General features: G+C 58.7%; 23 protein-coding genes and 1 tRNA gene. 3 read left to right on the top strand and 21 right to left on the bottom strand.

Annotated elements, in window-relative coordinates; translation table 11 throughout:
- The 4 genes from VL547_RS19940 to VL547_RS19925 all read right to left on the bottom strand — a co-directional run.
- The coding region (locus VL547_RS19940; protein WP_325581233.1) for an STN domain-containing protein at positions 1-360 on the bottom strand (360 nt) is incomplete at its 3' end.
- 35 nt (positions 361-395) lie between these two features.
- Positions 396-1376 carry a FecR family protein gene (locus VL547_RS19935; protein ID WP_325581231.1) on the bottom strand — a complete coding sequence of 327 codons (981 nt, stop codon included), beginning with the start codon at positions 1374-1376 and terminating at the stop codon, positions 396-398.
- A gap of 100 nt (positions 1377-1476) precedes the next feature.
- Positions 1477-2043, bottom strand: coding sequence for a sigma-70 family RNA polymerase sigma factor (locus tag VL547_RS19930; RefSeq protein ID WP_325581229.1), 567 nt, complete (start codon positions 2041-2043; stop codon positions 1477-1479).
- 64 nt (positions 2044-2107) lie between these two features.
- The gene (locus VL547_RS19925) at positions 2108-3538 is read right to left on the bottom strand and encodes an alpha-L-fucosidase (RefSeq protein WP_325581227.1); all 1431 of its coding nucleotides are present in this window, start codon (positions 3536-3538) and stop codon (positions 2108-2110) included.
- Positions 3539-3632: 94 nt separating this feature from the next.
- On the opposite strand from VL547_RS19925, the gene VL547_RS19920 reads away from it, so the two are divergent.
- From VL547_RS19920 to VL547_RS19910, 3 genes are read left to right on the top strand one after another with little or no spacing between them, the layout of a single operon-like run.
- Positions 3633-3959 (top strand): metalloregulator ArsR/SmtB family transcription factor, encoded by a 327-nt coding sequence (locus VL547_RS19920; RefSeq protein WP_325581225.1) that lies wholly within the window; start codon positions 3633-3635, stop codon positions 3957-3959.
- A gap of 4 nt (positions 3960-3963) precedes the next feature.
- Positions 3964-4437, top strand: coding sequence for an SRPBCC domain-containing protein (locus VL547_RS19915; protein WP_325581222.1), 474 nt, complete (start codon positions 3964-3966; stop codon positions 4435-4437).
- Positions 4438-4442: 5 nt separating this feature from the next.
- Positions 4443-5063 (top strand): dihydrofolate reductase family protein, encoded by a 621-nt coding sequence (locus VL547_RS19910; RefSeq protein ID WP_325581220.1) that lies wholly within the window; start codon positions 4443-4445, stop codon positions 5061-5063.
- A gap of 243 nt (positions 5064-5306) precedes the next feature.
- Here VL547_RS19910 and VL547_RS19905 read toward each other — a convergent pair.
- The 17 genes from VL547_RS19905 to VL547_RS19825 all read right to left on the bottom strand — a co-directional run.
- Positions 5307-5391: transfer RNA gene (locus VL547_RS19905), tRNA-Ser, on the bottom strand.
- Positions 5392-5508: 117 nt separating this feature from the next.
- On the bottom strand, positions 5509-6825 hold the full coding sequence (locus VL547_RS19900) for a contractile injection system tape measure protein (RefSeq protein WP_325581218.1): 1317 nt from the start codon (positions 6823-6825) through the stop codon (positions 5509-5511).
- Between the two features lie 68 nt (positions 6826-6893).
- On the bottom strand, positions 6894-8150 hold the full coding sequence (locus tag VL547_RS19895) for an ectonucleotide pyrophosphatase/phosphodiesterase (protein ID WP_325581216.1): 1257 nt from the start codon (positions 8148-8150) through the stop codon (positions 6894-6896).
- Between the two features lie 20 nt (positions 8151-8170).
- Entirely contained in the window at positions 8171-9034 is an 864-nt protein-coding gene (locus tag VL547_RS19890; RefSeq protein ID WP_325581214.1) for an ABC transporter six-transmembrane domain-containing protein, read from the bottom strand.
- A complete protein-coding gene (locus tag VL547_RS19885) occupies positions 9022-10473 on the bottom strand; it encodes an SET domain-containing protein-lysine N-methyltransferase (RefSeq protein WP_325581212.1) in 1452 nt (483 codons plus the stop codon). The genes VL547_RS19890 and VL547_RS19885 overlap by 13 nt, the downstream gene beginning before the upstream one ends.
- A 10-nt stretch (positions 10474-10483) precedes the next feature.
- Entirely contained in the window at positions 10484-11683 is a 1200-nt protein-coding gene (locus VL547_RS19880; RefSeq protein WP_325581210.1) for a hypothetical protein, read from the bottom strand.
- 41 nt (positions 11684-11724) lie between these two features.
- A complete protein-coding gene (locus VL547_RS19875; protein ID WP_325581208.1) occupies positions 11725-12204 on the bottom strand; it encodes an SET domain-containing protein-lysine N-methyltransferase in 480 nt (159 codons plus the stop codon).
- Between the two features lie 9 nt (positions 12205-12213).
- Positions 12214-12942 carry an esterase family protein gene (locus tag VL547_RS19870; protein WP_325581206.1) on the bottom strand — a complete coding sequence of 243 codons (729 nt, stop codon included), beginning with the start codon at positions 12940-12942 and terminating at the stop codon, positions 12214-12216.
- Positions 12923-13537 (bottom strand): GDSL-type esterase/lipase family protein, encoded by a 615-nt coding sequence (locus VL547_RS19865; RefSeq protein ID WP_325581204.1) that lies wholly within the window; start codon positions 13535-13537, stop codon positions 12923-12925. The genes VL547_RS19870 and VL547_RS19865 overlap by 20 nt, the downstream gene beginning before the upstream one ends.
- Before the next feature lie 28 nt (positions 13538-13565).
- A complete protein-coding gene (locus tag VL547_RS19860) occupies positions 13566-14192 on the bottom strand; it encodes a gluconate 2-dehydrogenase subunit 3 family protein (RefSeq protein ID WP_325581202.1) in 627 nt (208 codons plus the stop codon).
- Positions 14189-15940: a GMC family oxidoreductase gene (locus VL547_RS19855; protein ID WP_325581200.1), complete on the bottom strand. Its 1752-nt coding sequence runs from the start codon at positions 15938-15940 to the stop codon at positions 14189-14191. The genes VL547_RS19860 and VL547_RS19855 overlap by 4 nt, the downstream gene beginning before the upstream one ends.
- Before the next feature lie 98 nt (positions 15941-16038).
- Positions 16039-18468, bottom strand: a complete 2430-nt coding sequence (gene galA, locus VL547_RS19850; RefSeq protein WP_325581198.1) for a beta-galactosidase GalA — start codon at positions 18466-18468, stop codon at positions 16039-16041.
- Positions 18465-19628: an aldose epimerase family protein gene (locus tag VL547_RS19845; protein WP_325581196.1), complete on the bottom strand. Its 1164-nt coding sequence runs from the start codon at positions 19626-19628 to the stop codon at positions 18465-18467. The genes galA and VL547_RS19845 overlap by 4 nt, the downstream gene beginning before the upstream one ends.
- Before the next feature lie 10 nt (positions 19629-19638).
- The gene (locus tag VL547_RS19840) at positions 19639-20670 is read right to left on the bottom strand and encodes a UDP-glucose--hexose-1-phosphate uridylyltransferase (RefSeq protein ID WP_325581194.1); all 1032 of its coding nucleotides are present in this window, start codon (positions 20668-20670) and stop codon (positions 19639-19641) included.
- Positions 20667-21773 (bottom strand): galactokinase, encoded by a 1107-nt coding sequence (gene galK / locus VL547_RS19835; RefSeq protein ID WP_325581192.1) that lies wholly within the window; start codon positions 21771-21773, stop codon positions 20667-20669. Before galK ends, VL547_RS19840 begins: the two co-directional genes overlap by 4 nt.
- The gene (locus VL547_RS19830; RefSeq protein WP_325581190.1) at positions 21773-22825 is read right to left on the bottom strand and encodes a glycoside hydrolase family 2 TIM barrel-domain containing protein; all 1053 of its coding nucleotides are present in this window, start codon (positions 22823-22825) and stop codon (positions 21773-21775) included. The genes galK and VL547_RS19830 overlap by 1 nt, the downstream gene beginning before the upstream one ends.
- A partial coding sequence (locus VL547_RS19825; RefSeq protein ID WP_325581188.1) for a beta-L-arabinofuranosidase domain-containing protein occupies positions 22822-23973 on the bottom strand: 1152 nt, incomplete at its 5' end. The genes VL547_RS19825 and VL547_RS19830, both read right to left, overlap by 4 nt.

Raw genomic sequence — 23973 nt, 5'->3', positions numbered from 1 at the left:
CTTTTCTGTCTTTGCTACCGTGTCTGCCTTTTCCGCGGCTTGCTGCTGGATGCGCTCCCGGGTGACGATGGTGTAGTAGTTCGGCTTGACATACAGGAATACCAACCCATCCGGGTACAGTACGCCCTTTAAGACTTCCTCCAATGGCTTGCCTTTTGCGCTCTTTACATCGTAGGAAGTCGTCTTGCCCCTGACAATGTCCTGGTCGTACACGAAATTGGTTCCAAAGACGCGGTTGATCTGTTTGAGCGCCTCCTGGAGCGGAAAGCGGTTTTGGGCGTGTGCATTGCGTATCGCGGCCAGTACGATGGCCGCAGCCAATAGCCCACGGAACACCCTTTTGAGATGCGGATACCTCATAACGTTAGATTTTGGGTTTGCAAATAGTCGACTTCCTATCTGTGTTGTAGCAGCAATGTATCCTGGTGTGTAACCACCTTGACGTCAAGTATCGTGGAGAGGGTGAACATAGCGTCGTCGAGGTTGTCGAACATCACTACGCCGCCTATCTTTTTGTTGGCTATTTTGGGGTCTTGCAGGATAATGGTTTTGTTGTAGTTGTCTTCCAGATAAACGATCACGTCTCCCACCGTCACGTCGCGCAGCTTCTTGTCTTTCCACGCGGTATAGTCTTCCGCGATGGTCGTTCCTTTTTTCACCGTCGCTGTCGCGGGGTCGTAGTCGATCCGGTCGCCGGGGTTCATTTCTATGTCGTTGTTGGCGAACAGCACCCTGATACGTCCCTCTTGTAACACGACCACCGCTCTATTGCGCCTTTCCCGGATGTCGAACACCGTACCCAGGACCTCTACGGTGAGGAGGTGCGTGTGCACCAGGAAGGGCTGGTCCGTTTTCCTTTTCACGTTGAAATAGCCCTCGCCTTCCAGCCATACCTCCCGGGGGCGGCCCGGTTTCCATCCGGGGTTATATCTTACGCTTGAATGCGCGTTCAGGACGACCGTGGAGCTATCGGGCAACGTTATCGCGCTCATTTCGCCGAACGCGGTTGTCTTTACCGTCGCTTTCTTCTGGATCGTCATGTAACCCACCACTGCCAGGGCTATGCTCGCGGCTACCGCCACGGCGGGCCACCAAAGCCTTTTTACCTGGTGCTCTTTTATTTTCGCACGTACTTCTTCCAGGGAACGGGTCGTTTGGCCTTCGCCGGGGAAATCCTCCCTGAAGGTTAGCGTCTGTAGGACCTTTGCGGCCTTTTCGATCGTATCCGTTTTCTCCGGGTTATTCGTCTTCCACTCCTGCCAGAAGGCAGCCGCGTCTCCCTCCGGGTGGATGATTCCATCCTGGAAAAAAGGGTCGCAGATGAAATCCAGCAAGCTGTAGCCGTCATAGCGGCCGCTGTCGTCCCGGTTTGGCATACTTCTATATGATAGTGTTCGGTTTTGGGGATTTTACCCCACCCGTGTTCATTTTTTTTTGCGTCGGTGTGGCCGGGTGTCACGCCGGTGCCGCCACGTGTCACGCCGGTGTCGCCAGGAGCAAAAAGAGCGTCGCCATCGACACCGACAGCGTCGACCGGAGCTGTTCCAGCGCCCTTGCCATTACCTTATAGGTGGCCTTGACCGAAATACCCATCACCCCGGCGATCTCCTCGTAAGAGAGCCCCTCGTAGAACCGGAGGAAGATGGCCTCGCGCTGCCGCCCGGTGAGCCGCTCGATCGCCTTTTGGAGTTGTTCCTTTTTTTCCGTCTCGCTGTCCTTTAGTATAAGGAAATGTTCTATCCCGAAGTCGGGGTCTTGATCGCCTTCGCTGGCGCTGCGGGTGTGGGGGCGCTGTTTCAGCTTTTTGAAAAGTATGTAGCGGAAAGTGGTGAGCAGGTACGTATGAGGGCTTTCGATACGGGTCAGCCGCGCCCGGCCCGTCCAGACCGATAGCAAAGCCTCCTGTAGCGAGTCCTCCAGCAGCGCGGCGTCGTCCGTGAATTTCCTACCGTAATTGTAGAGCCTCCGATAGTAGTGGATGTACAAACGCCCGTATGCCTCCTGATCGCCCCCGGCGACCAGTGCCCATACCTGATTTTCCATGTATGGATAAAATTAGGGAAAGTTTCGGATCGCTCGCGCGCTTGCGTTATTTCCAGCTAACCAGTCAATATAACGCCGCATTTGACAATACCAGGCAGGCCTTCGCATCCGTGATGTTCACCCGGACCTTGGACGCCATGACGGGGTCCACCTTTAGAATGCGTTTGTACCCGATCGTAGTGCCATCGGCGACCTTTTTCCAGGCTCCGTCATTCCAGACCTCTACATTGAATGACTTCACCCGCTGGCCCAGCGGTATATATTCCTGCAAAACGATGTATTTGATTACTTGGGGCTCCTTCAACCCGATGTCAAAACTACCAGACGTCTTCCCGTCATCGGTGGCCCAATACGTATCAGGGTTCCCGTCGGTAAGATGCATCGCCGAGTATTCGCCCGCGTTACCCCGCACGTTATCGGCGGTTACCGTTGCATGCGCGGCCAGGTCATGGGCAAAGGCTTGATCCAGGATCTTCCGGAAACCGCGAAGCGCTTTGACGTCATTGTCGGTGAAACGGCCCCTTCTGTCCGGCGGCACATTGAGCAACAATGTCGCACCGCGTCCTACCGACTTGAGGTAGATCTCGAACAACGCCTCCGGTGTCTTGACCAGGGTATCTTCCGATGCATGGTAAAACCACCCGGGACGAATGGACACGTCGGTTTCCGCGGGTACCCAGTCGGCGCCCGTCGCCGAGCCGTGGATCAACAGGTCGTCGATGTCTGATTTTCCCGGATACAACGTGTCGCGGGTAACGGTACACCAGTTGGTCTCCCCTGCATAGCCTTCTTCGTCGCCCACCCAGCGGATGTCGGGGCCTCCGTCGCTAAAGATAGAGATATGCGGTTGGAGGCTCCGCACCATTTTGATCGTAGTGGGCCAGTCGTAATACACCCGCCGGTCGATCGTCCGCCTTTCATTGGCGCCTCCATAGTAGCCCTCTCCCCCATTGGCGCCGTCCAGCCATAGCTCGGAGATGGGACCGTAGTTGGACAGCAGCTCGGTCAATTGATGTCTATAATAGGTGATGTACGCCGGCCGGCCGTATTGCGCATTGTTCCTGTCCCAGGGAGAAAGGTACACGCCGAATTTCAACCCGTTTTTCCTACAGGCGTCGCTCACCGCTTTGACGACGTCGCCTTTGAAAGGGCTGTTCTTTACGGAATGCTCCGTATACGCACTCGGCCAAAGACAAAACCCATCGTGGTGTTTCGCGGTCAGGATGATTTCCTTGAAGCCGGCCTCCTTTAACACCTTGGCCCATTGACCGGCATCCAGCGCGGTGGGGTTGAAGACGGTTTCCGGCTCGCTGCCCAGCCCCCACTCCCTATCGGTAAACGTGTTTACCGTAAAATGGATAAATGCATTCATTTCATTTCTTTGCCAGGCCAGCTGGTCGGCGGTGGGGACGGGCCCATAGGGCGCGGGGGGGGTGGTCTGTGCGATGGCGCCGGTGCAAAACAGGCAGCCGATAAAAGCAAACGTCTTGTACATAGAACCTTTTTGTGAAAGATAAAAAAAATGCGCAAGTTTTCACTTGCGCAAGTGAAAACTTGCGCATATATTTGCAAGAAGTGACTTGCACATTATGCCACCAACAAAAGACATCTTTCAGGCAATTGCGGATCCGACTCGTCGGCAAATTATAGGTATGCTGGCTCGGAAATCACTCAATGTCAATGCCATTGCCAAGGAGTTCGATATTACCAGACAAGCAGTTTCATTGCACGTACAACTCCTTAACGATTGCGGTCTTATTGTGATCAAACAACAAGGCAGGGAAAGATATTGCGAAGCCAAACTCGAAAGGTTAAAGGAAGTAACGGACTGGGTAGATCAATATCGAAACTATTGGGACAATAAATTTGACTCATTGCAAAATTACCTGGCTAAAATACAAAAAAAGAAAAAATAGAGAGATGGAGAAATACAACACATTCAAACAGGAAGGGAACATTCTTATACATACGAGAATTCTCGATGCTCCAAGGGATTTGGTTTGGGAAGTATGGACCACCCCGGAGCATATAAAAGAATGGTGGGGGCCAGATGGTTTTTCGCTGACTATAAAATCGATGAATGTAGAACCTGGCAAAACCTGGGATTCCATCATGCACGGTTGGGGACGGGATTTTGATAGCAAAGTCGAGTATCTGGAAGTAAAAAAACCTTCCCTTTTATCTTACAAACATTTTGGGGAAAGCGAAGATTATGACTTTACAGTTTTAGTTTTATTTGAAGAAGTTGAAGGGAAAACGTTGCTGACAATGAAGTCAGTGTTTAAGTCAAAAGAAATTATTGAAGACTTGAACAGACGGTTACGTGTCATTGAAGGTGGTAGGCAAACTTTAAATCGACTTGAAAACTATCTTAAAATATCAGCTAAAAATTAAATCAAATGAGTAAAATTATCTTTGACGGCGGAATCTCGCTTGACGGCTTTTTCGCCGGTGATAACAGAAGTCCAAACAACCCAATGGGTGGCGTTGCAGGAAAAATCCATGCGTGGATGTTTAAGCAAAAAGCATTTTGGAAAAACGTAAATATGGAAGGCGGTGAGGAATACGGCGCAGACAGTAAATTAATAGACGATGTGTTTGCAAGAACAGGTTCGTACATAATGGGGAAACGAATGTTTGAAGAAGGCGAAGTACATTGGGCGGAAGACTTATATAAAGCAGATGTTTATGTTCTGACACACGAGAAACGGGAACCATGGGTTCAAAAAGGAACAACGACCTTCTATTTCATCAATGACGGAATTGAAAGCGCATTGGAAAAAGCAAGGAAATCAGCCAAAGGGAAGGACATAAGAATACAAGGTGGTGCAAATACTATTCAACAATTTCTCAATGCCGGGCTTATAGACGAATTTTTCATTCATATTGCCCCCCAGTTTTTAGGAAGCGGTATCCGGCTGTTTGATGGCATTGACAAAAATAAATTTGATATTCAGATTGTTGAAGTAATACCTTCTGAGCTAACGACACATATAAGGTATAAGCTGACGAAGAAATAAAAAACGCGGCCGACAAAGTCGGCCGCGCTGCGGCTGCGTGCTGCGGAGAGGGGGGATTACCTCCGCACCGCTGCGCGGCGCTCCGGTGATCCCGTGAAAGGGAAGCCTGCAGCGCACCGCCGCAGCACCGCGCTACGCGCGCTGTTTTTTGTTCCTGCGCAGCCGGGACGAGCAAGCTCGCCCCGTCCGCTCCGAAACAAAAAACGCGGCCGACTTTGTCGGCCGCGCTGCGGCTATGTGCTGCGGAGAGGGGGGGATTCGAACCCCCGGTGGTGTTACCCACAACGGTTTTCGAGACCGCCACAATCAACCGCTCTGCCACCTCTCCGTAGATGTGCGCCCCGTAAGGGAGCGCCGGTTGTAGCGGGCTGGGGGCCCGCAGGGCGGCAAAGATATGGTTTTTTCGGTAAATTCCAGAAGGATGCGGCGGGGCGGGGCGGCAGCGCTAGACCCATTCAACCCACAACACCTCCTTCATCCACGGTAGCTGCACCATCCGGATATTCCACGCGAGGCTGTTCAGCAACACATCGAAGGCTTTTTGCTCCACCTGGAGCACCCAATCGTGTTCGCGGCGGATGAGCTTGCCGCGGCGGTTGAGCCAGGAGTCTCGGAGCAGTTGGATGCTGGCGTTGACGGGCTGGCCGTTGACCGTCCATTGGCGGATCAGGTTTTGGAGCAGGCGCTGGGCGGTGACCGTGACGTGGTCCTCTTCCAGGTGGAGGGGGACGGTGGCTTCGAGCGGGTAACCGCACAATAACTTGTTCAGCGGGAGCCGGTATTCGGGAGTGACATCGGCGGCACCGGCAAGGTATTCGCACAGCAAAACGGCGTGTTGATGCGCGCTCTCGCTGGTGAACCCCATACCGTCCACCCAGCCGAGTTCCTGGAACAGCGGGAACAGGAAGGGATGGAGCAATACCAGGCCGGCGTTGTCCACGTAGCCGCTCTCCAGGAGCGCGGGCGCGGGCGGCGGCATCGCGGGCGTTTGGAGCTGGGCCGTCTGCTCGTGGATGACGGCCAGCAGGTCGGACAGCTCGACAAATGCCGCGGGCGGGATGTCGAGGGCGGTGACGAGCTTTTCGCGCTTGAGCGGCGGGAGCTGTCCCACCCAGCGGAAAAGCTGGGCGGGCTGCATTTCCCGAAGGAGGTAGAGGACGATCCCTTTTTCCACTTTGGCATAGTTGTCCAGGGAAATGCGTCCCCCCGTATAGGAAAGGGATAGTAAGAGCGCTCTCCAGCGAAGCGTGCGCGTGTCGAGCCCCGGGACCTCGGACAGCCAGGCGATCCAGCGGCTGACGATGCCGCTTTCCATGGTGTGCGCGTAGATGTCTTCGAGGAGCGATTCGCCGAACTGGGTAAGGAGTCGGGGCAAGGCCATCCGGTTCTCCAGCAGGAGGTCCAATAGCCGATGTGAAAACACGCTTCCGCCGGACGGGGCGCCGAAGAAATGCGGGTCCTTGTGCAGCTGCTCGGTCAGGTACCGTTGCAGGCTATCGAGCGTATGACCGCCGTGCGCGGCCGGCAGTACGCCGGTGGCGATGAAGTGGAGAAAAACGGTCTGGACGTCGTCCAGCGGCTCCTTGGACTTCGGTGGCTTGGGCTTGTGCGTTGAACGGGGGCTGCCGGGTACATCGCTCCCCGCCCGGACGGCAAGGCGCGATACAGGGATGAGGCTCGGGGACAGGTGCCAATCGAGCCAGTCGCGGAGGTCGAATACTCTCCTGCGGGCCAGGGCCCGTGTGTCAACGTCTAAGTACATAGGTAAGGTCTTCCGTTAGCAAAATAAGGACAAGGTCGAACGCGGGCCAAGCGTAATATTACCTGAATTTACCGGAGAATGCCAGCCAGTTCGCTGAGTTTTCCGTCGATTTTTTCGGTGTAGGTCAGCCCCAGGATCTTTGCGACCAGGGGATACACGTGTACGTTTTCGAAAGCGGGGATCTTCTGGTGCTCCTTGAATGCGGGGCCCCAGGCGTAAAAGGTCGCGTGCATGTCGGGGATGGCGGGGTCGAAGCCGTGCTCGCCGATGGGGACGTGGTCCTTCGGATGGCCAAAGACGTGGGGCGCCCGGGGGACCAGGATGATGTCGCCGATCCGGTTATACCGGTCGTCTTTTTTGCTATAGTGATACCGCGAAGGCACGTCATCCGCCAGGTATACGTCATAGTTTTTGGCTTCAGCCCTGATGGCTTCGTACGTGGCTTTGAGCGCCTTCTTGTTGGGATTGCGCGCGTAAAGGTGGACCATCGTCGCGCCGAAATAGATGGTATAGGCGCTCGTATCGACCGCCGCGGGGAGCGGCATCCTGCCCGCGGTATCCACCGTGGTCATCCCGTGGTCCGATACAAAAATGAAGTTCACGGGGAGGTCCAGGGCGCCGACGGCGTCCACGAGCTGCTTGACGCTTTTGTCGACGAACTGGACCGCGTTGCGCACCTGCCAGGCATCGGGACCGTACATATGTTCGGCGTGGTCCACGTCGGAAAAATAAAACGTGATGAAGTGCGGTCGCCGGTCCTCGGGCAGCTGTAGCCAGTCAACAACCGTTTGTATGCGCTGGTCGATCGGGATCAGGGTGTTGAAATGGTAATAATAGGTCGGCAACAAACCCTGTATGGCCGCCTCGGAAGCGACCCAATAAAAACTCGCGCTCAGCATATGCTGTTGCTCCGCCAGCACCCAGAGGGGCGTGCCGCCGTACCAGGAGCTGTCGCGGACGGCGTTTTTGTCGCCCATGCTGTACGCCCTTTGTGTCGCGGGGTCGTAAAAGTGATTGTCCACGAGACCGGTGTGCGACGGATACAGCCCCGTCACCAGGGTATAGTGATTGGGGAAGGTTACCGACGGGAAGGAAGCTTGCATATAGTCCGCCTGTACGCCTTCGGACCGTAGCCTGATTAGGTTTGCGGCCTGGTATTTATCCGCCAGGTCGGCGCGGAAGCCATCCGCGGATATCATGATGACGTAGGGTTTCTTTTCTTGCGAAGGGGCGTTGGTGCGGCCCGGGACGACGTACTGGGCGGTGTCTTGGGCGCGGAGCGCGGTGGCGGCGGTGACGAATAGGAGGAGAAGGGATAGGCGCATAGGTCACGAAGATAGGCAATCTAAAAATCCTCCGCTTCGCCTTCTATCCGCCCGCTGATATCTTTGAGTGAACTGTACCGCTGGACCGTATAGGGGATCGTATCGAGCCCGCTGACGAATTTCAGTATGTAGGTATAGATGCCGATGATGTCCCCCGCCTTCATGACCTTTCCCGTGCCATGGGTGATCAGGATAAGGGAGGTCGTGATGACCACGAGCACCAGCAGCTCCATGACCCCGAAGTTCCAGGCCTCCTGGTCCGAGATCCGGATCTGCCACTTGCTCAGCAGCTTGTAGTGCCGGGTGATCTCCGGCAGGTCGCCCGTCGAAATGACGTCGACCTGGAGCTCCAGCTCGTCGTTCTTGAACCGCGTCAGGCGCTGCATCCGCTTCCCGTACCGGTAGCTGATGAAGGCCACGGGGACGAGGACGACGAGGCAGACGGAGACCACGATTTTATCATAGAAAAACAATAGCACCAGCGCCCCTACGAGATTGTAAAAGGCCTCGATGATAAAGTTCAGGTCGAACTCGAGGAAGTCGATGAATTCGCGCGCGAGCGTGGAGTGCGCGCTCAGCCGCGAAATATCCCGCTCTTCCATGTCGCGCGTCAGCATCCGGGTGACGAGCTTCGTATAGATCGCGGTGTACGTCCGCGTATCCACCATATGCCGGAGCGTCCCCACCCCCAGGTACCCGAAGTGTACCAGGGCCAGGTAGATGAGCCCCCGGTAGCTGCCCGCGATCAGGTCGTTCACGGCTTCGCCCAGGAAATAGGGGCGTAGGAGGTTCCCGAGCATTTCCAGCGCGAACAGGGAATAGGTGAGCGTCAGGCGGCCCCGGTGCTCCACGAAGATTCGCTTCAGGGCGGTTAGTCGGGGCATGGCGCGTCCAGTTTTGATTCGCGGTCCGTCACATTGTTGCCGGCCACGCCCTGCACGGTGCCGCGGCAGCCGGGGGCGCCGCAGTGGCAAACGAACGGCTCGAGCGTCTCGTCCATCATCGTCGCGTAATCGAGCGTCAGCTCCTCGCCGCGCGCGATGGGCCGCAGCGCGTAGACGTCCAGCCCGCGGTAGGCGGTGTTGGGCGCGCAGCTGTGGTTTTGCGGCGCCCAGGCGGCGGGGTCCTTGTCCCAGAGGATAAAGACTTCGCGGCTGATCGGGTAGGCGTAGTGGCGGAACACCTCCTGGCGGTCCGGCGACCAGTGGTCTCCGACAAAGCGGCGCGTCACGATCCGCTGCGCGCGGTCTTCGCCGTCGAAAATGCTTTCCCCCTCCCCTATCGGCCGGGCGGCGTAGATGCCATACCCCGCGATGGGGCTGCCCTTGACCTCGTATTTCTTCTGGCGGTTCCGGTGCCGCGCGATGCCTTCGGCGATGATGTGCCCGAGAAATCCCTTTTGCCCCGCGCCGTCGAACTTCAGTATATAATCCGCGGAGCCTTCGTAGCCCTGGGTGTAGAAAACGGAGCAGGTGAAGTTGATTTCGAGGAAAAAGACCTCGTGGCCCCTTACCCGGAAATCCAACCGGGCGTATCCCACCCCGCCAAAGGCCTCGAAGATACGCGCCGAAGCCTTGCGTAACGTGGCTTCCAGGACGGGGTCGTTGCACGGGATGTTGGCTTCGGGGTGGAGCTCGGAGGTCTTGAGGGCGTAGGTCTTGAAGTGAGCGTCGCCCGGAAAGATGAACTCGACGGGTGTGAAGGTGCGCGCCGCCGGCGTTTCCAGGGACGCGACGCCCTGGCCATGCACGCCCGCGGCGACGAGGACGGTGAACTCGCGGCCGTCGATGTATTGCTCGACCATGACCTCGTCGTAGTCTTCGAGTAGCTCGCGCACCTTGCTCTCCAACGCCTCACGGTCACGCACCAGCGAACGCTCGTCCACGCCGAGGCTGTCGCCGGCCTTGGCGGGTTTGACAAACAGCGGAAAAGCGGGCGCCGCGGCCAGGTCGGCTTCGGACCGCACGACGACGTACGCCGGCGTGGCTACGCCTTCGGTGTAGGCCACGTATTTCATCAGCTCCTTGGGTGGGTCGTATAACCGGGGGTTGGGACCTGTATAGGGCAGGTTCAACAGCTCTAGCGTGTGGATCACGTCGATCGAGGGCACTGCCCAGTCGAGGTAGCCTTCGCAGAGGTTGACAAAGATGTCGTAGCCCTTGCGGCGCAACGCCCGGAGCTGGCTGTAGGTATGGAGCTTGTTGAGCTGCACATGGTCCACGGTGTCGCCGGGGAGCAGCGCGGTCAGGTCGCGGGGAGGATCGTAGTATTGGTAATCCACCTGGGATGTCGAATAGTCGGGTTGGAGGACACAGACGCGCATGGGGGTTGTTTTAGTGGGCGCCCGCGTGGGATTTATCGCCCGGGCGGCCTTTTTGGCCGGCGCGTTTGCCTACGCGTTTGCCGGTGTGGGTCGCTGTGGCGCGGTTTTCGGCGGCGCGGCTTTCGGTGGCGCGGTTGAGGCCGTCGAGCAGTATCTCAGCCACCAGTGACGCATAGGTTACGCCGGACAGACGGATGATCGCGCCGATGGAGGTATAGTTCTCGTCTTCGGAGAGACCGCACTGGGCGTTGACCTCGAGGACGCGGAGCTGGCCGGCGGGGTCCATGCGGAGGTCGACGCGTCCATAGCCCGTGCCGCGGACGGCGCGGTAGGCCTGGAGGCTGACGGCCTGGATGGACGGGATCAGCTCGGACGCGGGCAGCTCGTAGGTATAGAAGTCTTCGTAGTCGCCGATGGGTTTTTCGGTTTCATAGATTTCCCAAAGGCGGTCAAAGCTGAGGAAGCGCTCGCGCTCGGGGAGGGCGGGATGAAAGACGCGCTCCACGGGCATATACACCTTACACGCGGACGGGTTGTCCCAGGGTCCGACGACCAGGGTGGTGTATTCGGCGCCGGTGATGAACTGCTCCGCGAGGATGCCGCCGGTCGTCAGCGACCAGCCGCGGTAACGCGCTTCCAGGGCGTGCACCTGTTCTTCCAGGGCCTCCTTGGTATCGACCACCGACCGCACGCTGATCCCCATACTCCCGGCGGATACCGCGGGTTTGATGATGAGGGGTTTGCCGAGGCGCTCGAACACGCCGTTCACCGGGAAGTCCGCCGGGATCATTTCTTCATAGCCCGGCATGGGCACGCCTTCCGCGGCGAAGTGGCGCTTCATGTCCAGCTTGGACGTGGTAGCGGTATAGAAAAACGCGTCCGCCCCCGTAAACGGCAACCCGGTCTCCTCCAGGAAGCGCAGCACCGATATGCCGGCGCTCCCGTTGACCTCGTCGCCGTCGCACAGGTTCAGGATGAGCGGGCGATACCCATCGGAGTTCGAGGGGATGTGGAGAATGACCTCCCTGAAGTCGTCCATCCGGACCGGCTGCCACCGCCAGGGCAGGCCCAGGGTCTTGAAGACACGGGTGTATTCGTCTATGCTCTGCGAAAAGTCGTAGTAATAGTCGATGTTGGGGTCGCCGGTCTCGACCTGGGGCACCAGGACCCAGACCATGAGGTCGCTCGGGAGGGGCGGAAGCTTATCCATCTACAATAGTACTTTTTTTATTCTTGTCTTTTCAACCATTTTCAAGCGATCGCCGGGGCGTCGGGCGGCGAGGCCGCGCCCCGCTCGCGCCACTTGCTGGTCACGTACGGTGTAAGCCGGTATCGCGCGAGGACCTCGTCCGAAAGCGCCGCCGCGCCGCTGATGCGGCCCAGGCAGTTGGGCGCTCCGCAGGTGCAGTCGAAGGGCTCCGCCATCGTCCACTCGGTCGACGGGTAAAAGAAGCGCAGCTCTTCCCCGGGACCCACGGGCGACAGCACCATCAATTCCATCGTCTCCGTGTCGAAGAAGACGTTGGGCGCGCAACTGTGGTTGGTGTACCAAAGCGGTTCCGGGCTCAGCAGGATGTGCCGGGTCTCGTCCAGTTGGAGGGTAAAACGGGTGGGATGGTTTAAAACCTCGGATGCGGAAAATGTACAAACCGCGTGGCCGGGTTTGAGGGGCGCCGTCGCGCGCAGCGAACGGGCCCCCGTGTCGGGGTCGATGTAAAGGTCAGCAAGCATGTGCCGAATTTACAAATAAAGTTGCACCATATACCGCCAGTAACGGGGTTTGTGCGATTCGCCGTCCCAGATGTGGAAAGCGTTCCAGACGCCCTGGAGCCAGAGGGCGTCGGAAAGGTGGCGGTTGTTGTCCAGGAAGGCGTCCTGCTGGCCGACGACCAGGATGATCTCCATCTTTTTGAGCTGGGCTATGATCTGCTCGTCCCGGAGGTTGGGGATAAAACGGGAGGGCATATTGTAATAGACGTTTTCGTCCATATAGCCCTCGAAAAGGTCGTCGAAGTGCTCGTATTGTTCGGTCAGGTCGTACCGGCCGCTCAGCCCGACGACCTTGGCGAACATCCAGGGATACTTCAAGGCGAGGTTGACGGCGTGGTAGGCGCCGAGGCTGCAACCGGCGGCGATCAGCTGGGGCCCGGGGTTGCGCCGGCGGGCCAGCGGCAGGACCTCGTTGAGGATGTATTGCTCGTACAGGAGGTGGCGCTGGATGCGCGCGGCGGGGGGAATGTCCGGGTTGTAAAAGCTGTCCTTGTCGACGCTGTCCACGCAGTAGACCTGGATGGTGCCCGCTTCTATTTTCGGCCGGAGGGCGTCGATGACCTTCCAGTCCTCGAAGTCATAGAAGCGGGCGGTCCGGGTGGGGAAAAATATGACGGGGTTACCCGCGTGGCCGAAGGCCAACAGTTCCATGTCCCTTTGCAGGGACGGGCTATACCATTTATGATACTCTCTGAGCATGAATAGAGGCAGCGATGTAGTCCCCCACTACTTCCTTCCAAAGGGCGTACCCTTTGGGGCTGATGTGCAGGCCGTCTGGGTCGAGGAGCTCCCGGTTGGGATTTCCCTTGTCGTCGAGCATGCGATCGTATATATCGATGTAGTGCAGGTTCCTTCCCTCTTTCCGGATATCCTCTTCGATCAGGGTATTGGTATACCGGATGTTGTCCACGATGTTCCAGCGGGTGAGGCTGGGCTTGATCGAGATGAACGCCAGGGGAATGTCCCCGAACCGTTCCCGCGTACACGCCACCAGCTGCCGGAAAAAAATGTACACCTCCTCCGGATGTCGTCCGTCTCCCAGGTCGTTATCTCCCGCATACACGATGAGGGACTCCGGTTGGTACATACCCACCAGCCGGTCGAAGAACCAAACGCAGGCGGCCAGCGTAGAGCCGCCAAAACCCAGGTTCACCGGCTGGTAAGCCGCGAAGTCCTCATACAAACTATCCCATTGGCGAATGGAAGAACTACCGTAAAATAACGTTTTCGGGTCGTAAGGCAAATTACCTTTTTCTTTCTCTACCCGCTGTACTTCGTCTTCATACCAAACCATAGTAACATTTTAAGTGAGAGTACGGAGGCTATACGCCCTCGAGCCCGTACTGCTTCAATACATCGTCGGGCACCCCTTTCCAGGTACCGGGACGGTTACCCACGTATCCGAGGTCCTTCCACCCCATTTCGCTGGAGTAAAACCCGGACGCCGTCAGGTCGCGCAGCCGGCTGAAAAACGCGACGCCCTGGTGCATGGCGGGGTCCGCCTTGTCGGGCCAGGCGATGGCGTCCACCATCTCGATTTGCTGGGTCGTGGAACAGCCTGCAAAAGCCTGGCCGTACTTTTCGAGACACTGGAGGTCCAGCCACCGCAGGCCGCCCCGCATGGGGATCTTGTTGTCGGGCTCGTCCTTACAGGTGAACTCGATGTACTCGACGGTCCCTGCCTGGGAGGCGCTCCCGGAATGGTCGTCCTTGGGTATGATGATGTCGACCAGCAGGGTCAGGGTCGCCTTTTCGGCGTCGGTGAAGAATTTTTCGGCTTGTAGTTTTTTGTCACGCTCCACTTCGAAGGGCTCACGGCCCGGTATTTCGGCAGGGGGTGCGCTTGCGGGCGCCACGGCCGGTTTAGCTTCTGGCTGGCAGGCCTCCAGGAAAGCGCCGGCGGACAGGGCGGTCAGGCCCAGGGTTCTTAGCGATTGTCTCCGGTTCATGCGATATTCAGTTTCTTTTTCTGTTCGAGAATGTATTCGGCGGTCCTCATGGACATGGCCAGGATGGTCCAGGTCGGGTTCTTATCCCCCTGTTGGACGAAGGGCGCCCCGTCCACGACAAACAGGTTGTCGCATTCGTGGGCCTGGCACCACTTGTTGAGGACCGACTTCTTGGGGTCGTTCCCCATACGGGCGGTACCGACCTCGTGGATGATCACCCCGGGGTTCTCCAGGCCGTAGTTGTTTTCCTTGCCCTGGTTCCCATAGAGCATGATGGCACCCATCTGGTGCATCAGCTCCGCGAATTTTTCCTGCTGGTGCTTGGCCTGGAGGATTTCCTCCTGACCCCAGCTGTACTGGAAGCGCAGCACGGGGATGCCGTATTTATCGACCGTGTTGGGGTCAATTTCGCAATAATTGGTTTCCCGTGCAAGGGCGACGCCCCTACCCGCCATCCCGACGGTGGCGCCGTACCAGCGACGGTAGTCGTTCTTCAAGGCGAGGCCATAGCCGCCGGCGTCCTGTTTTTTGCCGTCAGGCCCGGGGACCATCGCCCGGAACTGCGGGACGAAACCGCCGTAACCGGCGGTGGGCATGTGTAGACCGCCACCGAACTCGATATGGTACCCGCGGGGGAAGTCCAGCTTGCTGTTGTCTTCCATCCAGGGTCCATATATATGGACGCTGCCCACCCCGTCCTCGTTGTACCGCTTCCGGTCCGCCAGCTGCGGGAGTACCCCGAAGGTCGAGGTCCCGGTGGAGTCGTGGAGGAACTTGCCGACCAGGCCGCTCCCGTTGGCCACGCCGTTGGGGAATTGCTTGGACTTGGAATTGAGCATGAGGCGGGCGGATTCGCAAGCGCCCGCGGCCAGCACCACGGTCTTGGCGCGGACCTGGTATTCCTGGAGGTCCTTTTTATTGACGTACGAAACGCCGGCGGCCTTCCCGTTTTCGTCGACCAGTACCTCGCGTACCATCGCGTTCGGGATGACTTCCAGGTTCGTCGTTTTTTGCGCCGGGATGACCAGGCAGGAGGAGCTGGAGAAGTCGCCGTATATCTTACAGCTTCGGCCGCACTGACCGCAATAGAAACACTCGCTCCGGTCCTTGTTGTCCGCCAGCGGTTCGGTCAGCACCGATCCGCGGCCCGGGAGGACCTTGATACCGGCCTTCTTGCCCGCCTGCATGATAAACAACTCGTTGAGCCGGGGCTTGGGCGGAGTCATGAAGATACCGTCGGGCTCGCTTTCGATGTTTTCTTTTGTCCCATAGATCCCTATGAGCTTGTCTACCTTGTCGTAGTAGGGCTTGATCTCCTCATAGCTGACGGGCCACCGGGCGCTGACGCCGTCGTTGCGCGTCGGCTGAAAGTCCTCGGCGCTGAAACGCAGGGAGATGCGTCCCCAGTGGTTGGTCCGTCCGCCCAGCATGCGGGCGCGGAACCATTCGAATTTGGTGTTCCCCTTTTGGGTATAGGGCTCGCCCTCGATTTCCCAACCGCCGTAGGCAGCATCGAAGTCACCAAAGGGGCGGACCGTCCCCGAGCCCCTCCGCGGGGACTTCCAGGGTTCTTCCAATTGGTGGGAGTCCTTGGCCGGGTCGAAGAACGGCCCCGCTTCCAACATCAACACCTTCAGACCGGCCTTTGCCAGTACATATCCCGCCATGCCCCCACCGGCGCCCGATCCTACAATGATCACGTCGTATACCGTGGGTGACTTTTTTAGCTGCAACGCATCGTTCGCCATAGTACAAAATCGATTAAGTAGCGTGTAATATAAGGGAAAATGGGATTCGTGAAAAAGTTTCTACATCGCCGGTTGACGCTCCTTTTAGGGGTTTACGTTTACGGGTTTATCGCGGTGATGACCGAGGTCGCACCCTGGAGCCCGTCGCCGCTGGCGGTCAACTCGATCGCGCCATCGCCGTCCTTGCCCTGCAGGATCACCTGGCACTTGCCGTTGAACAACCGCCGCTGCCACTGGCCGTCGGCGCAGAGGTCGGGTTCGTGGCTGCTCGGGTCGCCATTGCCGACGCCGATCAGGCGGGCGTTGCCTTTCACGTCGAAGTGGACCAGGTTCATGGCGTCGGGGACCTCGCGGCCCTGCGCGTCCAGCACGGTGACGTTGAAGACGGTGCCGTCCTTGCCGTCGCCGGTGATGGTTTTTCTGTATGGCGTCAGGACGATTTTTTGCGCTTTACCGGTAGTGGTAACCTGGCCTTCGATTTTGCGTCCGTCGGCCATAGTGCCCACCGCCTTGAGCGTGCCCGGTTTGTATTTCACGAACCAGTACAGGTGCCCGTTCCGGGGCATCTCCTTTTTGCCGAGGCTTTTACCGTTCAGGTAAAGCGTTACGTCCCTGGCGGCGGTGTTGACCCAGACCTTGATGACCTTGCCTTCGTCGCCGCCCCAGTTCCAGTGGGGGGACAGGTGGATGAAGTCACCGGCGGTCCACCAGGATTTATAATAGTAATACACGTTCTTAGGGAAGCCGCACATGTCCATGATCCCGAAGTGGGAGTTGACGTTGGGCCAGCCATAGGGCGTGGGTTCGCCGCGGTAGTCGAAACCGGTCCAGGCAAAACCGCCCATGAACCAGGGCCGGTCGGCCGCCAGGGTCCACCAGGTTTCGGCGGTGGAAGCCCAGGGCGGGTAGCAGCTGTCGTAGTCGGGGACGTAGGCGTTCGGGGTGTCGCGGATATAGATGCCGCGGGTGGAAACGGTGCTGGCTACCTCGGTGCCCATGATGGGCTGGTCGGGGTGGTCTTTTCGATAAGGATCCACACCGCTCAAATTGTAGTTGAACCCGCGCACCGGGAGCACCTCGTTGACGCCGTGCCAGACGTTGCCGTCGTTCACGGCTTCGGTGCAAAGCCTCGTGGGGTCGAGCTGTGCGGCGAGCGTGACCTGGTTCTGCGCGATGCGTTTGCCGATGTCGTTGGTCTGCGCGACCCATTCCTCGTTACCGATGGACCACATGAAGACGGAGGGGTGGTTGCGGTCGCGCTTTAGCAGCTTCCGGAATTGCGCCTCATATTCCGGGCCGCTGTCCAGCAGCCGGGTCTCGTCCAGGACCAGCATGCCCAGGCTGTCGCAGGCGTCCAGCAGCTCCGGGGTCGGGGCGTTGTGGCTGGTACGGTAGGCGTTGGTACCCATCTCTTTCAGGACGGCGATGCGGTAGTACTGCAGGAAGTCCGGCAGCGCGGCGCCGACGCCCGCGTGGTCCTGGTGGCAGCAGACGCCTTGTATCTTTATGGGTTTACCGTTTAGGAAGAGGCCCTTGTCTTTGTCGACGGTGATCGTCCTGACGCCGAATTTCGTGGTGGCCTGGTCGATGACCCGGCCGCCGTCCTTTACTTGCACCGTTACCCGGTAGAGATAAGGGTCATCGAGGTTCCAGCGGTGGGGCATGTGCAGCGCGGTGGCCAGCTTGACCGTCTGGGCGCCGTCTACCGGGACTTGTGCCGTTGCCTCGTCGGTGGTGGCGAGTACGTTGCCCCCGCGGTCGGTGACAAAGGCGCTTATGGTTGCTTTCTGTGTTGTCAGCGCTTTGTTGTCGAGGGTCGCCTCGACGTTCACATTCACGCCGTCCTTGCCGTCCTCCGTATACACGAATACGCCGCCGTCGTGGTCCAGGTGCAGGTTGTTGAATTTTTCCAGCCAGGTGTGGCGGTAGATCCCCGCGCCCTCGTAGAACCAACCCTCGTACATGCTGGCGTCGGCGCGGACCGTGATGACGTTGTCCTTGCCGAACCAGAGGAAGTCGGTGATGTCGAAGCTTACGCCGCTATAGCCGCTGAGGTTGCTCCCCAGGTAGTATCCGTTGATCCAGACGCGGCTGTCGCGGAAGATGCCGTCGAAGGTGACGACAAACCTGTTCCCGGAATCTGCGCGGTTTATTTGGAATGTCTTCCGGTACCAGCCCACGTTGCTCTCGGGGAAAAGCGGGCCCGTCTGCCGGTAGCCGTGGGCCTCGAGGTCGCCGTCGTTCTTGTACACGAACGGGAGCGTGACCGCCCAGTCGTGGGGCAGGCTGACCGTTTCCCAGCCGGCGTCCTTAAAACGGGGGGACGCCGGCGTGGTGCCGGCGTCTCCCGTTTTGGCGAAGATCAGGTCCTTGCCGTAGTTGAAGTCTTTCGTATAGTCCACGCCGTTACCGAGGTGGAATTTCCAGTTGTCGTCGAAATTGGTGCGGGTGCGTTGCGCCTGCGCGCCCGCGGTGGCGCACAATAGGGCCGCGGCGGTCAGCAGGCGGCATGCAATCGGGTTGCTCATTTTCTTATCGAGAATTGGTACACGGTTACGGTGTGGTATGTCTTGCCCGGGTCGAGCTCGGTGGAGGGCCACTGGGGTTCGTTCGGTGAATCCGGGAAGTGTTGCGTTTCCGCGGCGAAGGCGGAGCGGTGTGCGTTGGTTTTGCCATACTTCATCGCGAGCGCGCCGTCCATGAAGTTGCCGGAATAGAATTGCAGCCCCGGCTCCATGGTATAGATGTCCATCACGATCCCGGTCTGGTCGGCCCGGAAGGTGGCGGCGTGGCGGAGTGTCCCGCTGGGTTTGCCGTCGCCGATGACCCAGTTGTGGTCGTAGCCTTTGCCGTTCTTCAGCTGGACGTTGTCCTGGTTGATCCGGTCGCCGATGGCCGTGGGTTGGGTGAAGTCGAACGGTGTGCCCTTGACGGGGTCGATGGTCCCGGTGGGGATCAGCCCGCTGTCCACCGGCGTATATCCGGTACCGTAGATCTGCAGCTTGTGCCGGAGGATGGTCCCGTTACCCGCGCCGTTGAGGTTCCAGTAGGCGTGGTTGGTCAGGTTACAAACGGTCTTGGCGTCGGTGGTGGCGTTGTATTCGATCTTCAGGCCGTTGCTTTGAAGCGTATACGTCACCTTGACGCTGAGGTTCCCGGGGAAGCCCATGTCGCCGTCCCGGCTCAGGAACTTCAGCTCCAGCGTAGAGTCGTTCTTCTTGTCGCCGTCCCAGACATAGTCGTCAAAACCGCGGGTCCCGCCGTGGAGGGCGTTCGGCCCGTTGTTGACCGGTATCTGGAAGGGCTTGCCGCCGAGCTTGAACTGCCCCTTGCCGATGCGGTTGCCGTAACGGCCGATGAGGGCGCCGAAGTAGGCGCTCCTGGCGCGGCGGTACTGGGCGACGCTGTCAAAGCCGTCGACGACATCCACGGACTTCCCGCTGGAGTCGGGGACGGACAGGGAGACGAGGCGGCCGCCGTAGTTCGTGAGCGTCGCCTTGAGGGGGCCATTTTGAAGGGTGTAGAGCTGGACAGGCTTGCCGTCGATGGTGTCGGCGAAGCTGCCGGGGTTGGGCGTCGGACCGGTAACGGTGTCCGTCCCGGTTTTGGCCGTTGGCTCTTGTGTGCCGCCGCCGCAGGAGGCCAGCGTGGCCGCGATCGCGGCGAAGAATACGATTTTTTTCATCATAGCGGGGTCGTTAGACGTGTTTATAATGGATCTCAGATAATCCTTGTAACCTTTCCGCGGCCCATTCCGCGGTGACGTCGCGCTGCGGGCCGGCGAGCATCTCGTAGCCCACCATGAATTTCTTCACCGTGGCCGATCGCAGCAGGGGCGGGTAAAAATGCATATGCCAGTGCCAGCCGTCCTGCGGGCCGTCGTTGACGGGGGCCTGGTGCATGCCGGCGGAGTACGGGAAGGAGGTTTTGAACAGGTTATCGTAGCGCGTGGTGAGGCGTTTGAGGATGTCGGCCAGGTTGTGCCGCTCCTCTTTGCTGAATTCATCGATGGTCTGTACAGGGCGCTTGCTGACGATCATCGTCTCATACGGCCAAACGGCCCAGAAGGGCACCAGCGCGACAAAGTGCTCGTTCTCGCAAACCCGCCGGTGATTTTCCAGCGCCAGGTAATCCTGCAACAGCGTCCGTCCGTGTTTCTCGTAGTACGCCTTTTGTCTCGCGTCCTCTTTTTCGATCTCCACGGGCAAGTCGTTCAGCGCCCATATCTGGCCGTGCGGGTGCGGGTTGCTGCACCCCATGATTTCCCCCTTGTTTTCGAAGATCTGGATGTATTTGATGTCCTTGTTCGCCTTCAGGGCCTTAAATTCCTCCACCCAGAGGTGTACGACCTTTTCGATGTCCTCGAGCGCCATCTCCGGTAAAGTTAAGTCATGACGCGGGGAAAAACAGATCACACGGGAGGTACCGCGCTGGGTCCTGGCCACCATCAGGTCGTTCTCGTTGAAATACCCATCGGGCGTGGCCGGGAGCAGCGCGGCGAAGTCGTTGGTGAACGCGTAGCACGAGTCGTACGCGGGGTTGGTTTCGCCGTCCGCCCGTTTGTTGCCCGGGCAGAGGTAACAGGTGGGGTCGTACCTTGGCCGGTCAGGCCCCGCCGCCGCCTCGACCTTGCCCTGCCAGGGGCGTTTCATCCGGTGCGGGGACACCAGCACCCACTCCCCGGTCAGGGGATTCAACCTTTTGTGGGGGTCTTCGGTAAAGTTGATCATTGGATGGACCCTCCATTGCCGATGTTGGCGACGTATACCTTGAGGTCCTTGTTCAGCTCGGTTTTGTACGCCGTGGTCATCTTTTGCCTGAAGTCGTCTATTTTGTCCGTTTCCACCAGGTTCAGCGTACACCCGCCAAAACCACCGCCCATCATCCGCGCGCCCAGCACCGCGTTTTGCGGACGCGCTTTTTCCACCAGGAAATCCAGTTCGGGACAGCTGACTTCGTAGAGCTTGCTCAGCCCATCGTGGGTCTTATACATTTTTTCCCCAAAGGCCTTCAGGTCGTCGCGTTCCAGGTCCTCGCAGCCCTTCAGCAGGCGGTCGTTTTCTTCCACGACGTAGCGGCAGCGGTTTTTTATCAGGGGGTCGGTTATGTATTTCAGCATATCCGTGGTAACGTCTCTCAGGCTTTGCACTTCCGGGTGGCGCTGTTTTATTTCGGCCACGCCTGCCTCGCATTGCTGGCGCCGTACGTTATACTCCGAGCTCGCCAGCGAATGGTGCACGCCCGAATCGCACAGCACGAGCCGGTACCCCTCCGCGTGGAAAGGCACGTATTCGTATTGCAGCGACCGGCAGTCCAGCCGGATCACGTGTCCCTCCTTGCCAAACAGGCTGGCGAAGGGGTCCATGATCCCGACCTTTACGCCCGCAAACGCGTGCTCCGCGGCCTGCGCCGTTTGCGCCATCGTCATCCGCGGCATATTCAAATGAAAGGCTTCGTTCAGCGCGATCAGCATCGCGCACTCCACTGCCGCGGACGAGGACAGCCCCGCGCCCGCGGGCACGTCGCCCCACAGCTCCGCTTCAAAACCCGTCAGGGCCGTGCCCTTGCCGAGCAGTTGATCGACTACCCCCAACAGGTAGTTCGGCCAACCCTTATCGGTAGGGGCTATCGTGCCGAGCGTGGTTCCGTAGGTCGCATTGAAGTCCCTCGATATTAGTTTTATCTGGTCGTCGTTCCTCAGCGTCAGCCGGACATACGCCGCCTTGTCGATCGCCGCCGGCAAAACAAAACCGTTGTTGTAATCCGTGTGTTCCCCGATGAGGTTGATCCGGCCCGGGGAGCGGCTCACGATCGTTCTGTGTGTCTGCGTCATTATTTTCCTGTAAGCGTTTTGATGAGTTTTACTTCTTCCTGGCTATACGGTGTCCCGTCCTTGCGGAAAACGTCGTGGAACCAAACTTTCGGCTCCTCGCCGCCCGGCATGGGCGTATCCCAGGCGTACATGGTATTGGTCTTACCCGCGACCAGCCCCCAGTTGATGGCGGCCACATGGTTCTTTTTCAGCACCGGCATCACGTTGGTGAACAGGCTCCCGCGCGTCCGCGCCATGTATTCGGTACAGATCAGCGGGCGGCCGTATTGCTTTAAGCTGTCGATTTCGTGTTGTTGGTCCTCCGGGCTGCCGTAGTTGTGGTAGGTGATGACGTCGGAGGTTTCCAGCTGGTACTGGCCGAGCTTTTTCAGGTTGGCGTCCCAGACGCCGGCGGACAGCGGCTGGTCGGGGTTTACCGTCCGGCCCCAGGTGAAGACGCTTTTCAGGAGCGCCATGCTGCTGTCTTTGTGGTTGCCGTTGCCGGGCTCGTTGTAGACGTCCCAGAGGACGATGCGGGGATCCGTTTTGAAGGTCGTCAGTATATCGGTTACATATTGCCGAAGCATCGGGTACATCGCCGCCGAATCCTGGTGGATTTTGATGCCCGGGTCCTGCACCCAGCCGGAATTGTGGATGCCCGTCCTGGGCGCCGGTTGCTGTCCCGCGTGATACGTCGGGCTCCAGCAGTCGTCAAAAAGGACGAAGATGGTGGCGATGCCCCTCCTGTGGGCTATCGTCAGATAGGTATTTACGCGGTCCTTGAATTTTTTCGGGTCCTCCTGCCACGCCAGATGGTGCAGGAAAACGCGCATACAATTAAAGCCTATCCCCTGCGCATAACCGAGCTCCCGGTCGATCGTCGCGGTGTCGAAGGTTTCGGCCTGCCACATCTCCAGCTGGTTGATCGCGGTGCTGGGGATGAAGTTGCTGCCGCGGAGCCAGCCCCAGTGCTGGTACCAGGCGTTGGCTTTTTCTTTTGTCCATCTTTCTCTCTGGGCGTTTGCGCGGATCGCGCACGTTGTGATCAGCAAGGCTATTACGTACTTTCTCATTCTTTTACGTTGTTTGCGTCTCTTATAGTAGTGGGAAAACTTGAAATCCTTAGTCGCGCGGCGCCCATCGGGATCAGCGTGAGCGTCTCCCGCGGGCTCGTAACCGTTACCGGGCTCTGGGGGAGCACGCCCGCCAGCTTGTTGCTGTCCAGCGTCCATTCAGCTATCTGCCGGCCGGTAGTCGTTATTTCCAGCGGCGTATTTTGTTGGCTGAACGGGAAGTTGTCTTTGGGCCAGGGACGTTTTTTTATCTGGAACGTTGCCCCCGCGTCCAGGCCATAGTTCCAGGCGCTGCCGGGCAGTATCTCGTAGGCCGGCCATTTTGCGTCATCCGCCGTAGTCTGCACTTTCGAGTCGTAGATGATCGTTTTACGGCTGTCGACCTTTATGTAGTCCTCCTTGATCCTGAGCGAAAACGTCAGCGGGCCGTAGTTCACGCTCACGCTGTTCGCGTTCCGGTCCCAGGTGTGGGTCTTCACCGTCATCGGGAGCGTCAGCTCCACCTTGTCACCGGGCTTCCAGGTGCGTTCGATTTTGAAATAGCTGTCCTTTGCGCCCTTTTGCGTCACCCCGTCGATCGTTACCGTCGCGTCGTCGCACCAACCGGGGATGCGCAGGTACAGCGGGAAGGCCCCTTGGGCGTCCACGGTTATGTCGATCTTTTCATCGAACGGATAGTGCGTGTTTTCCTTGATGGTCGCCATTTGGCCCTCTCCTACTTTTACCGTTACCGTCGCGTCGCTATACAGCAGCGCCGCCACCCCGTTGTCCGGCGTCGCCATCCACAGGTGCTCCGCGTAGTACGGCCACCCCTGCGAATGGTTGTGCTGGCAGCACCGGCTGCTAAACGGGTTCATCAGCAGGAACGGCCCGTCGTTCTGTATCCCCGGCGCGTGGTTCGTCGAATCGCTCAGCACCATATTCGGCGCCGTCAGGTAGCGCAGCCCCCGGAAATCCGCCAGTACCGCCGCCGGGTAAGTATTGAAGGCAACGTCCTCGCAGTTATCGCCCCACATCGGGTCGCCCGTAATGCCCATCAGCAGCTCGTCCGACGCCATCTGCTCCACCATCCCGCAGGTCTCCACCGCCTGGTGCGGGTCGGTATGGCCGGGGCGTGCGTTTTCATCGGCCCCAAACATGCCGCCGGG

It is taken from the genome of Dinghuibacter sp. (assembly GCF_035492835.1).
Lineage (GTDB): Bacteria > Bacteroidota > Bacteroidia > Chitinophagales > Chitinophagaceae > Dinghuibacter.
The sequence above is the reverse complement of the archived record's forward strand: the minus strand, read 5'-3'. Positions and strand labels throughout refer to the sequence as shown.